The 10,995-nt window shown below is 69.6% G+C and carries 12 protein-coding genes; 8 read left to right on the plus strand and 4 right to left on the minus strand.

The window, feature by feature from the left end:
* From VFS34_11785 to VFS34_11795, 3 genes are all read left to right on the plus strand, one after another.
* Positions 1-1,456 (plus strand): glycosyltransferase family 39 protein (locus VFS34_11785; protein ID HET9795134.1); only part of this gene is annotated, 1,456 nt, incomplete at its 5' end.
* A gap of 466 nt (positions 1,457-1,922) precedes the next feature.
* On the plus strand, positions 1,923-2,174 hold the full coding sequence (locus tag VFS34_11790) for a nickel-binding protein (GenBank protein ID HET9795135.1): 252 nt from the start codon (positions 1,923-1,925) through the stop codon (positions 2,172-2,174).
* Between the two features lie 305 nt (positions 2,175-2,479).
* Positions 2,480-3,202 carry a CPBP family intramembrane glutamic endopeptidase gene (locus VFS34_11795; protein ID HET9795136.1) on the plus strand — a complete coding sequence of 241 codons (723 nt, stop codon included), beginning with the start codon at positions 2,480-2,482 and terminating at the stop codon, positions 3,200-3,202.
* Here the strand turns inward: VFS34_11795 and VFS34_11800 are convergent.
* Both VFS34_11800 and VFS34_11805 read right to left on the minus strand, forming a co-directional pair.
* The gene (locus VFS34_11800) at positions 3,144-3,839 is read right to left on the minus strand and encodes a phosphoribosylanthranilate isomerase (GenBank protein HET9795137.1); all 696 of its coding nucleotides are present in this window, start codon (positions 3,837-3,839) and stop codon (positions 3,144-3,146) included. The genes VFS34_11795 and VFS34_11800 overlap by 59 nt on opposite strands.
* 25 nt (positions 3,840-3,864) lie before the next feature.
* The gene (locus tag VFS34_11805) at positions 3,865-5,268 is read right to left on the minus strand and encodes a hypothetical protein (GenBank protein HET9795138.1); all 1,404 of its coding nucleotides are present in this window, start codon (positions 5,266-5,268) and stop codon (positions 3,865-3,867) included.
* Positions 5,269-5,438: 170 nt separating this feature from the next.
* Between VFS34_11805 and VFS34_11810 the strand changes: the two genes are divergently transcribed.
* From VFS34_11810 to VFS34_11825, 4 genes are all read left to right on the plus strand, one after another.
* A complete protein-coding gene (locus VFS34_11810) occupies positions 5,439-6,593 on the plus strand; it encodes a SpoIIE family protein phosphatase (protein ID HET9795139.1) in 1,155 nt (384 codons plus the stop codon).
* Between the two features lie 81 nt (positions 6,594-6,674).
* Positions 6,675-7,235 carry a GNAT family N-acetyltransferase gene (locus tag VFS34_11815; protein HET9795140.1) on the plus strand — a complete coding sequence of 187 codons (561 nt, stop codon included), beginning with the start codon at positions 6,675-6,677 and terminating at the stop codon, positions 7,233-7,235.
* Between the two features lie 168 nt (positions 7,236-7,403).
* On the plus strand, positions 7,404-7,811 hold the full coding sequence (locus VFS34_11820; protein ID HET9795141.1) for a hypothetical protein: 408 nt from the start codon (positions 7,404-7,406) through the stop codon (positions 7,809-7,811).
* A 44-nt stretch (positions 7,812-7,855) separates the two neighbouring features.
* Positions 7,856-8,434 carry a protein tyrosine phosphatase family protein gene (locus VFS34_11825; protein ID HET9795142.1) on the plus strand — a complete coding sequence of 193 codons (579 nt, stop codon included), beginning with the start codon at positions 7,856-7,858 and terminating at the stop codon, positions 8,432-8,434.
* Positions 8,435-8,470: 36 nt separating this feature from the next.
* Here VFS34_11825 and VFS34_11830 read toward each other — a convergent pair whose 3' ends face one another.
* Positions 8,471-9,466 (minus strand): aldo/keto reductase, encoded by a 996-nt coding sequence (locus VFS34_11830; GenBank protein ID HET9795143.1) that lies wholly within the window; start codon positions 9,464-9,466, stop codon positions 8,471-8,473.
* A 69-nt stretch (positions 9,467-9,535) separates the two neighbouring features.
* Between VFS34_11830 and VFS34_11835 the strand changes: the two genes are divergently transcribed.
* The gene (locus VFS34_11835) at positions 9,536-9,889 is read left to right on the plus strand and encodes a hypothetical protein (protein ID HET9795144.1); all 354 of its coding nucleotides are present in this window, start codon (positions 9,536-9,538) and stop codon (positions 9,887-9,889) included.
* A gap of 3 nt (positions 9,890-9,892) precedes the next feature.
* On the opposite strand, the gene VFS34_11840 is transcribed toward VFS34_11835, so the two are convergent.
* Positions 9,893-10,995: tetratricopeptide repeat protein (locus tag VFS34_11840; protein HET9795145.1), on the minus strand; the 1,103-nt coding region annotated here is incomplete at its 5' end.

The following is a 10,995-nucleotide window of genomic DNA, read 5'->3' on the forward strand; positions in this document are numbered from 1 at the left end:
GAAGCTTCTCCTCCACGTCCTCACGAGCGTGAGGAATTACGGATACTTCCGCGACGAGCTGTACTCCCTCGACATGGCGCGGCATCTCGACTGGGGTTACGTCGACGCGGCGCCGCTCGTGGCCGTCTACGCGAAGATCGCGCTCGCGCTCGGCGGTTCGCTGGCCGCCCTCCGGATCCTGCCGGCGCTCGCCGGTGCGGCTCTCGTCGCGATCACGATCCTCCTCGCCAGAGAGGTCGGCGGGGGGCGTTTCGCGCAGTGGCTGGCCGGGATCGTCGTGCTCTTCGCCCCCGGCTTCCTCGTCATGGACAGCCTCATGACGATGAACGCTTTCGAGCCGCTGTTCTGGATGGGCGGAGCTTTCGTCGTCGCCCGGATCGCGCGCACCCGAAACTCCCGGCTGTGGCCCTGGTTCGGCGTGCTCGCCGGGCTCGGGCTCGAGAACAAGCACTCGACGCTTTTCTTCGGAGCCTCCGTGGCGGCCGGCCTGATCCTGACGCGGAACCGCCGTGAGCTCCTGCGGCCGGGGATCTGGATCGCCGGCGCGATCGCGCTCGCGCTCTTCCTTCCGAACCTCGTCTGGCAGTACCGGCATCACTTTCCGACGCTCGAGGACCTCCGCAACGTGCGCCGCGAAGGGAAGAACGTCGTCCTGCCCCCTCTCGCGTTCGTCCGGCAGCAGATCTTCGACATGCATCCTTTTTTCCTTCCGGTGTGGCTGGCCGGGGTGATCGCGTTCCTGCGCGACCGGCGCTTCCGGATCCTCGGGGTGACCTTCGTCGTCTTCTTCGCGATCATGGAGATCGCGCACGCGAAGGACTACTACCTGTTTCCGATCTACCCGATGGTCTTCGCCGGAGGGGCGGCCGCGGTCGAGCGGTGGACCGCGCCGCGTCGAGGGTGGCGGGTCGCAATCGTGGCGACCTTCGTGGCCGGAGGCCTCGTCACCCTTCCCCTCGCGACGTGGATGCTCCCCCCGGAGCGGTACGTGGCCTACGAGAAGGCGCTCGGCTTCCGGCCGCAGAAGGCGGAGGTTCACCACGAAGGAATGCTGCCGCAGCCGATCGGAGACCAGTTCGGCTGGCCGGAGCTCGTGCGGGACGTCGCCTCGATCTACCGGTCCCTTCCGCCGGCCGAACGAACGAGGACGGGGATCTTCACCGGGAATTACGGCGAGGCCGGCGCGGTCAACCTCTTCGGTCCGGCACTCGGTCTCCCGCGCGCCTACAGCCGTCACCAGAATCACTGGTTCTGGGGCCCGCCGGCCGAACAATACACGAATCTCATCGTGCTGCAGTGGGACCGGCAGGACGTCGAAGACAACTGCACGAGCTTCGAAGCGTTCCCGCACGAGTCGCCTTACGGAATGGCCGAGGAAAACACGCCGATCTATCTGTGCCGGGGGACGAAGTTCGATTTGCGGGAGGTTTGGTGGCACTCGCACCACTGGAACTAGAGCGAGCGCGGCGATGCATCGAGCCGGGCGGGCGCGTTCGCCCCCGCTCGCGGCCTTACCGTACGCGGTTTGGTACGCCTCGGCCGCGGGCGGGACGACCGCATCCCGCCGGGCTCGCGCCTCGCCGCGCCTGATCGCTCTCTGGATTGTCACCGTCGCTCTTCGAATCGCGCGGAAGCCGGCGCGGCGACCGGTCGCCGCCGGGCTAGTGGAAGCCATTTTGGGGGATCGCGACGGTCCACTTCTTAATCTTCGCGACCGTGTGCCTCGAGCCGAACTCGCGCCGAGCGTGATCCGGTAATTGCCGCCCCTCCTGAACGTTCGCCGGACACCCCGGACGGAAGCAGCGAGTCGGAGGGGAACGAAGGGTCGGGAAGATGAAGACGCCGAAAGCGAGGGGGCGCTGCCGGTACTTTCCCTCCGTCGGGCCCGGCACTGAGGGCGGGACGACGAAAGGAGAACTTCGATGCCTCTCTTCATGGACGTTCATCATCACGTGGAAGGCTTGACCGCCGAAGCGGTCGCCGGCGCGCACAAGCGCGATCTGGAGGTTCAGGGAAAACACGGAGTCGACTACATGCGCTACTGGTTCGACGAGGAATCCGGGAAAGTCTTCTGTCTCGTGAACGCGCCGAGCAAGGAGGCCGCGGAGGCGGTGCACCGGGAGGCTCACGGGCTGGTGGCGGACGAGATCACGGCGGTGGAAGAGCGTTCCTGATCGACTGCCCCTGTTCGGCCGGCGAACAGGGGCAGCATTCCCTCTCTCCCGGAAGACACCGACTCACTCGGAAGGAGGAATCGGGCTAAGCTGGACCCGATGCCGGTGGAGCTTCGACGACGGACCTGACGCCGGGCGGCTCATCCGCGAATCGCGGCGGTCACCCCGCGAGAGGTTCGCTCGCCGCCTATTTCGCGCTGACATTCGTCTTCTCGTGGGCGTTCTGGGTCGCCGGAGCCGCCGCCGCGAAAGGCTCCTCCGCCGGCCCCGGGGTCCGCGCGCTCTTCTTCCTTCCCGGGACGTTCATGCCGGCGATCGTCGCCCTGGCGTTCGCCGCGCGATCCGGCCGAGCCGCCATCCACGAAATCCTCGATCGAATCCTCGGCGCCGACGCGGGAGCGCGATGGTACGTCTTCGCGGTCGGCTACATCGTGGTCGTCAAGCTCGCCGCCGCCGCCGCTTATCGGGCGATCACCGGAGCGTGGCCGGCGTTCGGGAAGACCCCGTTCTATCTCCTGCTCGTCGCGGCGGCTTTCTCGACGCCGTTCCAGGCGGGCGAGGAGATCGGCTGGCGGGGTTTCGCGCTTCCGCGGATGGCCGGACGGCTCGGCCTCGGCGGCGCCGGCGCGCTCCTGGGCGTCGTCTGGGCGCTGTGGCACCTGCCGCTCTTCCTCCTGCCGGGAACCGATACGAGCGGACAGTCGTTCCCCATGTTCCTGCTTTCCGTGACCGCCCTGTCCGTGGCGATGGCGTGGCTCTACGGCCGGACGTCGGGGAGGCTCCTCCCGCTCATGGTCATGCACGCGTCGGTCAACAACCTCAAGGACATCCTGCCTTCGACGGTGCCGGGCGCGAGCCCCGCGTTCGCCCCGAGCCCTTCGCTCGTCGCGTGGCTCTCGACGGCGGCGATGGGGATCGGTGCGATCTTCTTTCTCCTGCGAATGCCGAACGCCCCCGGCAGCGGCGCGGTCACGATCCCGGGGAAGCCGGCCCGAACGCGTCCCTGGCCTTCGCGACGAAACGGATGACCCTGTCCCGGCTCTTTCGCCCGGATGCGTCCTCGACTCCCGTGTGCGAATCGACGCCGGCGGGACGGACGCGGCGGATCGCTTCGGCCACGTTCTCGGGCGTCAGCCCGCCGGCGAGGATCACGGGGCGCGGGGAGACCTCGACGAGGCGGCGGCTGATCTCCCAGTCGTGCGTCTTTCCCGTCGCCCCCCACGCTCCGGACGCCGGATCGAACGTGTCGGTGATGAACGCGTCGGCGAACGGCGAGAGGACGCGAAGACCGGCTTCGAGCCCGGCGACATCGCTTCGTCCGACGACGAGGCTCTTCACGATCGAGAGCTCCGGGTCGATCGTCTTCAGCCGCTCGAGGGCGGCGATGCCGATGTCTCCGTGGAGCTGGACGATGCGAACACCGAGTTTCCGGGCGAACGCCGCGATCTCCCCGGCGTCGTCGAGGTACGTGATCAGGACGGCGCGCGCCGGAAACGGAATCCCGCGGATGATCCGCGCGGCTTCCCCTTCGCTCACGTCCGGCGCGTGAACGGGAAGGCGGAGCGGGAATCCGAGCCAGTCGACTCCGCACTCGACGAGGAGCCCGGCTTCGGCCTCGTCCCGGATGCCCGCGATCTGGACGACCGGAAATGCGAGCGGCCCCATTCGATCTGCCCTCGGACGGGGACCTTCAGCGCTCGTCCCGGTGCACCGGTCGCACGGGGCCGGCCGCCCCCGGGATCGCGACGCACGCCCCGCTCCGCGCGTCCGGGGAAGGCACGAACTCTCCCCACCACGTTCCCCATCGGCTGCCGTTCCCCGCGGGAGAGGCCGCGTATTCCTGCAGCGTCCAGAGCCTCAGCCCGTCGGGATCGGCGGCCGTCTCCGAGAGGTCGCCCCACCGGTTGTGGCCGCCGCCGTCGAGCCTCTCGTACGGCGCTTCGCCGTCCTTGAGCACGTGGATCGCGGAGAGTGCGGAGTCGCCGCCGCATCCGGATCTCAGCGAGTAGCCGGCGGACGCGAAGGCCCCCGCGGAAAACAGCGAGTACCCGATGACGACCTGGTCCCGGGCGTTCACCGCAATCGACGGAAACGCCAGCCAGCTCGACCCGGACGCGTCCTCGATCCGCCCGAAACCGTCGAGCCCGCCGTCGCGGGCGATCCGCCACCACTGGATCGCCGTGTGGGTCGGCGCGGCCGACGACGCGGGCACGGTCGCCGTCTGGACCGCCCACAGCATGCCGTTCCGCACGCAAACGCTCGAGAACTCGTCCTGATCCGAGACGATCCGCCGCATCGAGCCCGACTGCGGCAGCGACTCGATGGGCGAGGGATAGTCGCGCCACGCGACCGGGGCGGCAACGACTTCCGCGGCCGACAGCGCGGGCGCACCGCCGCCGTCCGCGGAGATCCGGAACAGGTTCGCCCGGCCCCGCCCGCCGTCGTCCGCCGCCCGTTGCTGGAGGAGCCATTCGTCCGGCTCGCCGGCGTCGAGCGTGGCGGCGGGAGCGATCGGGGAGCCCGGAGAACCGAGCGTGAACCGCGACGTCGTCCCGCTCTGTTTGTCGAGGGTCCACACGGCGCTTCCCGCGAGGTAGCCGGTCGAGCCCGATATCAGATTGGACGTGACGACGATCCATCGCGCGTTGAATCCGACGAGAGGGAATTCGCCGTAGTTCCCGCCGCCGACCGGGAGCGTCCGGTAAGTCCACCCTCCCGTCGGATCGCTGCCGTCCGAAAGGGCGAGCAGGACCGCGGGAGCGCCGACGACGCCCTCCGTGGCGATCGCGGCGATCCATCGCCCCCCGAGCGGGTCGAAGAGGACGCGCGGATCGAACAGAAGGTCGCCCCCGGATACGGAGCTCCAGAACGATTCGGGTGTCCAGCTCTTCACGACCGCGCCGTCGCTCTTGCGCTGCGCGATGAACGTCGTGTTCAGCATCACGAGCAGATGATCGGGCCCGGCGGCGCCCTGGACGTCCGGCGGGACTCCGCCGCCCGAGTCCGCCGCGCCGGCGAAACTCGACGACAGCCGGAGGGCCGCGCGGGCGCGTTCCGGCGTCGCCAGCAGGGCGAAAGCCGCGAGGAAAACCATCGCGGCCCGCGAAGGGGAAACTCTTACGGGGAGGGCGCGGGGGTCGGGAGGGAACCGGGGCGGCACGATCGGGCGAGCTTATCGCAGCGAGCCCCGGGAGACTCGGGGCTATCATGTCCGGGAGATCCGAGGGAGGCGAGCGCCCGGTTCGAGACGGAATGACGGAACGAATGTCTCGCGACGATGCCGTCGCCTTCGTGCGGGCGATGCAGGACGCCGCCAACGCCCATGACGTCCCGCGAATGGCGGCGTTTTACGTCGAGGACGCCGTCGCGCTCAGCCCCGTCCTCGGGGAATTGAAGGGGCGAAGCGCGGTCGTGGGGAGCTGGGAAGCCCTGTTCACGAGGTTCCCCGACTGCGCGATCGAGATCTCCGACGTCTTCACCGACGGAGAACGCATCGCGTTCCTGGGCACCGTGACGGCGACCGACACGAGCGGCTGGTTCGGTTTCCCTCCGACGGGTTCGCGCATCCGCTACCGCGAGACGCTGCTCTGCACGATCCGGGACGGAAAGATCGCCCGGGAGGACCGCATCTACGAGACGTCCACCGTCGTGGAGCGGCTCGAGAAGGCGCTCCTCGACCGGGAGCTCCAGATCGCCGTCGACGTTCAGAACGCCCTTCTCTCGCGGGTCGCGAGCGCCGGCGCTCACTGGGAGGCGGCAGCCGACTCGATCGCCTGTCGGGCGATCGGCGGAGACTTCTTCGAGATCCTCGAGCTGTCGTCGGGAGGCCTCGCCGTCGCGCTCGGGGACGTCGAAGGGAAGGGAATGCCGGCGGCGCTCGTCGGCGCGATGCTCCACGGGATGTTCGTCGCCAACGCGCAGGCGGCGCTCGGACCCGCCGAGACCCTCCGGTCGATGAGCCGCCAGCTGGCCGCGCGATACAAAGGTCCCCGCGAGCTCGTGACCCGGGAGCGGGGCTCGCGGTTCGCCACCTTCGTCTACGGCGTCCTTTTTCCGGACGGCCGGTTCGTGCATGCGAACGCGGGCCACTATCCTCCGGCCCTTTTCACGCGCGGGGGGGTCGAGCGGCTGGCGGCGAGCGGGCCCGTGCTGGGGGCCTTCGCCCACGCCGCCTACGAGGCGGGCGAAGTGCGCCTCGAAAAGGGCGACACGCTCCTGATGTTCTCCGACGGCGTGACCGAGGCGACGAACGCGGAGGACGAGGAGTTCGGGGAAGAGCGGCTCCTCGGATGCGCCGTGGAGAACCTCGGCCGATCGCCCGCGGAGATCGTCGACCGGATACTGGCCTCCGTTCGCGAGTTCGTCGGGGCCACGCCCCCGACCGACGACATCACCGCCACGGTCACGCGCTTTCGCTGAGAGGGTCGGGTCGTCCGGCCGCGGACGCCGCCCGGCGCGTTTCCGTTGCGGCGCGCGCCGGCGCCGGCGTATCTTTCCCGCATGCGTGCGGAATCGGAGCCGGGATTTCTCGGAGAGCACGTCCTCGAAACCGGGCGCCTGCGGCTCCGGCGTCTCGAATCCGGAGACGCTCCGTTCATCCTCCGGCTCGTCAACGACCCCGACTGGCTCCGGTACATCGGCGATCGCGGGGTGCGGACCGCGGCGGACGCCGAGCATTACATCGCCCACGGGCCCGTCGCGATGTACGCGCGGTACGGGTTCGGCCTCCTCGCCGTCGAGCGCAAGGACGAGCCGGGGCCCATCGGGATCTGCGGCCTGCTCAAGCGGGAGACGCTGCAAGACGTCGACATCGGCTTCGCGTTCCTGCCGGAACATCGCGGGCGAGGCTACGCCTTCGAAGCGGCGGAGGAGACGATCGCGTGGGCGCGCGACGTCCTGCGGCTCCCGCGCGTGATCGCGATCACCGCGCCCGACAACATCCGGTCCCGGGCACTCCTCGAGAAGATCGGGCTGCGCTACGAGCGCACGATGGTGCTGCACCCCGGCGCCGAGACCGCGGTTTTCGGGGTGACGTGGAGAGACGGGGCAGAATCGGCCTAGTGGCGCTTCTCATGACGTCGTCTCCAACGAGAGGGAGTCGACGTGCCTCCTGGAGAGACCGGTCGCCCGCCGCCTTTCGATCCGGAGAGGGGGCGGAGAACGGGAAGTGTTCTCGCGCCGGACAAGCTCGTGTAACCCGCCGCCGGCGCCGGGCGCTATGATCGGACCATGCTGACTCCGAAGCTGGCGGCTTCCATCCTGCGGACGCTCGCGGAAGGATTCGATCCCAAATCGGGGGAAGAGCTCCCGGACGGGGGTCCGCTGTCCGACGCGGAAGTGATCCGCGCGCTGCTGGCGGGAGCGCGAGCCCTCGACGAGACTCCCGACACGCGCGACGGCCGCCCCCGCGTCCTGCCGGACGGCGCGGGTCTTCCCTGGACCGCCGAGGAAGACACCCGGCTCCTCCAGGAATTCGACTCCGGGACGACCGACGTCCCCGCTCTTTCGATGCTCCACAGCCGGACTCGCGGCGCGATCTTCGCGCGCCTTCGAAGACTCGGCCGGGAGCCGGTGGCGTCCCGCCGGATGGAGGGAGACTCGGCGGTCCCGGACGCCGGGTCGAAAACGCTCGCGTGATTCGGGACGGGTCTCCCATGCCGGGCTCGCCCGAAGGAGGAACGATGCGAATTCGAAACGGCCTGGTGATCGCCGCGCTCGCGGCTCTCCTCGGCGTCGGCGCCCTCGCGCGGGCGGCCGGGGAACCCGCGACATCCACCCCTTCCGCGCCCGCCGCGCCGAAGCTCGAATCGCTGACCTGGGGCTCGGTCGAGCGGATGCATCGATTCGACGGGCTTTACCTCGCGAGCCAGCCCTCGAAGGAGGATTTCGAGCTCGCCCGGGAGAGCGGAGTGCGCACGGTCGTGAACCTCCGCAAACCCTCCGAGATCGACTGGGACGAGAAGGCGGTCGTCGACGGCCTGGGGATGGAATACGAAAATCTGCCCTTCAAGGAGCCGGAGGAGATGACCGACGCGCTGCTCGACGCGGCGCGGCGGGTTCTCGCCTCGGCCGAAAAGAAGCCGATTCTCCTTCACTGTTCCTCCGCGAACCGGGTCGGCGCCGTGTGGCTCGCCCATCGCGTGATCGACGACGGCGTCGCTTATCCGGAGGCGCTCGCCGAGGCGGAAACCGTGGGGTTGAAGAGCCCGGCGTTTCGAGACCGCGTGAAGGAGTACGTCGACCGGCATCCGCCGAAGTGAATCGCGCGTTTCTTCGCGGCGGCGCCCCGGGCCGGGTTACCGTTCCGAATCCAGCAACGCCATCCCCGGCGCGCTGTACCGCGTCCCCGCGACCGCTTCCGGCGGCACCGCGCGCTCGATCCGCCCGAGCTCTCCGCCCGTGAGCTCCCGGTCGAGAGCGCCGAGAGCCTCGGCCAGCCGGTCTCGCCGGCGGGCGCCGACGAGCGGGACGACGTCTTCTCCGCGAGAGAGCACCCAGCCGATCGCCGCCTGCGCGACGGTGCGTCCCGAGGAAGCGGCGACCTCGCGCAGCTTCTCCACGAGGGCCAGATTCCGCTCGAGGTTCTCGCCGACGAAACGCGGGCTGTAGCCGCGAAAGTCTCCAGCGGAGACCTTTCGTTCCCTCGACCAGTGGCCGGAGAGCAGTCCCCGGGAGAGGACTCCGTAGGCCGTGATCCCGGCCCCGATCTCGCGGCACGCCGGAAGGATCTCCGTCTCGATTCCGCGGGAGAAGAGGGAATACTCGATCTGCAGGTCGGAGATCGGCGACACGGACCGCGCCCGGCGGATCGTGTCGGCTCCGGCTTCGGAGAGTCCCGCGTACCGGACGTACCCGGCGGCGATCATCTCCGCGATCGCGCCGATCGTCTCCTCGATCGGAACGGCGGGATCGGGGCGCGTCAGGCGGTAGATGTCGACGTGGTCCGTCCCGAGCCGCCGCAGCGTGTAGGCGAGGAAATTCTTCACGGCGGCGGGGCGACCGTCGAGCCCGCCCCATCCCCCGTCGGGATCGCGGAGGGCCCCGAACTTGACGCTGATCACGACGCCGTCGCGCCGTCCGCCCCGCAGCGCTTCGCCGATCAGGAGCTCGTTGTGCCCCATGCCGTAGAAGTCCCCGGTGTCGATCAGGGTGACGCCCGCCTCGAGCGCGGCGTGGATGGTCGCGATGCTCTCCGCCCGGTCCGCGGGGCCGTACAGGTCGGACATTCCCATGCCGCCGAGGCCGATCTCCGAGACGACGGGCCCGTTCGCGCCGAGTCTTCGCTGTCTCATGGTCCGCCTCCCGATTCTTAGGATATCGCCCGGTTCTTCCGATCCGCCGTACACTGGACGCACCCGACGATGCACCTGACGGCCGACCACGCGCTCCGGGACGGGTACTTCTGGATCGCCGTGGCCGGGCGCTGGGACCTCGGCGATGCCTACGGTCTGGTCGAGCTCATTCGGCGCGAGACCGACCTCGCGGGTGTGGATCGGGCGCTCGCGGATCTCCGCAACGTCGACGGCCCGGTGCCCGGTCTCGATCGCTTCTTCGCGGGGAAGCACGTCGCGACGGTTCTCGGCGCGCGGGTACGTCTCGCGGTCATCGCGCGACCGGAGATGATCGACAAGCTGGGCGAGAACACGGCGGTCAATCGCGGTGCCCGCATCCTCGTGTCCGGCACCGAAGCCGAGGCGCTCGCCTTTCTCGACTGACGGTCAGCGGAGCGTTTTCGAGGCGGCGAGGGGCGGCGCGACCGCCGGGGGGCGATCGTCGTGCAGGACCCGCTCTCCCTCGGGAGCCCGGCCCCGGTACACGTATCCGTTCGGGCCGATCTCGCCGAGCCAGGAAGGGCCGTGCGCCGGGACGGGCGCGGCCTCTTCGTGCACGTGAATGGGCAGCGATTCGCGGTTGGCGAACGGATGGTCGCGGCGGAAGGACGCCATCAGGGCCGCCGCCGTCTCGTCGTCCTTGTGGTACCGGTACCAGCGCTCCTCGACCGCGCCTTCCCGCTTCCGTCCGAGCGCCTTGAAGCAGAGCATGGCGTTGTAGTGCGCCGTCAGGTCCTCGGGATCGATCGCATACACCTTCTCGATCGCGCGAAGCGCGTCGTCGTATCTCCCGAGGAGGAACAGAATCCGCGCCGTCTGATTCCAGCAGACCCGGTCCTTCGGAAAGCGGTCGTTGACGCGGGCCATGTCCGCGAGCGCTTCGTCGAGCTGTCCCTGCTCCTTTTCGAGCGTCGCGCGGAAGAAGGCCGTCTTCGCCCAGCCCGGACGGCGCCGTTCCGCTTCGTCGAGCGCGGTTCCGGCGTCGGCCAGATTGCCCTCCTGGATCAGGGCGCGGGCGCGGTTGAGCGGGCCGTCGGGCTTGTCGGGAGCGAGCTCCGCGGTTTTCGCCCACGCCGCCTCCGCGCCTTTCAGATCCCCCTGCAGGAAGAGGCCGATTCCGTAGTCGTTCCAGCGAAGCCACGCCGGATCGGTGTTCGCGCGCGCCGCCGGCGCCGCCGTCCCCGCCGCGACCGTTTCGCCGACGGGCAGGGACACCGTGTCCCGCGAGATCTCGACGACCGGGAGGGTCGGAGCCCCGGGTCCTCCGACGAAGACCGAATAGTCGCGCGAGAATTTCCGGTATTCGACCGCGGCGGTCAGCGTGATGGCCCCGCGCGCGTCCGGCGGAACCCGCAGGGAGTATCGGACGAGCCGGTCGGCGCCGGGGCCGATTCCGTTGTTGTAGAGCGATGTATGGATGTCCGCGGGCTGGCGGCGGTCCATCGGCTGGCCGCGGTGGTCGAGGACGAGCTGCGAGAGCCGGTCCGCCG

Source organism: Thermoanaerobaculia bacterium, assembly GCA_035717485.1.
Taxonomy (GTDB): domain Bacteria; phylum Acidobacteriota; class Thermoanaerobaculia; order UBA5066; family DATFVB01; genus DATFVB01.

What these genes read in the sequence shown, in the direction of transcription:
- VFS34_11790 (HET9795135.1), top strand. Translation starts at nt 1,923, where the DNA reads ATGCCTCTCTTCATGGACGTTCATCATCACGTGGAAGGCTTGACCGCC.
- VFS34_11795 (HET9795136.1), top strand. Translation starts at nt 2,480, where the DNA reads ATGCCGGCGATCGTCGCCCTGGCGTTCGCCGCGCGATCCGGCCGAGCC.
- VFS34_11800 (HET9795137.1), bottom strand. Translation starts at nt 3,839, where the DNA reads ATGGGGCCGCTCGCATTTCCGGTCGTCCAGATCGCGGGCATCCGGGAC.
- VFS34_11805 (HET9795138.1), bottom strand. Translation starts at nt 5,268, where the DNA reads ATGGTTTTCCTCGCGGCTTTCGCCCTGCTGGCGACGCCGGAACGCGCC.
- VFS34_11810 (HET9795139.1), top strand. Translation starts at nt 5,439, where the DNA reads ATGTCTCGCGACGATGCCGTCGCCTTCGTGCGGGCGATGCAGGACGCC.
- VFS34_11815 (HET9795140.1), top strand. Translation starts at nt 6,675, where the DNA reads ATGCGTGCGGAATCGGAGCCGGGATTTCTCGGAGAGCACGTCCTCGAA.
- VFS34_11820 (HET9795141.1), top strand. Translation starts at nt 7,404, where the DNA reads ATGCTGACTCCGAAGCTGGCGGCTTCCATCCTGCGGACGCTCGCGGAA.
- VFS34_11825 (HET9795142.1), top strand. Translation starts at nt 7,856, where the DNA reads ATGCGAATTCGAAACGGCCTGGTGATCGCCGCGCTCGCGGCTCTCCTC.
- VFS34_11830 (HET9795143.1), bottom strand. Translation starts at nt 9,466, where the DNA reads ATGAGACAGCGAAGACTCGGCGCGAACGGGCCCGTCGTCTCGGAGATC.
- VFS34_11835 (HET9795144.1), top strand. Translation starts at nt 9,536, where the DNA reads ATGCACCTGACGGCCGACCACGCGCTCCGGGACGGGTACTTCTGGATC.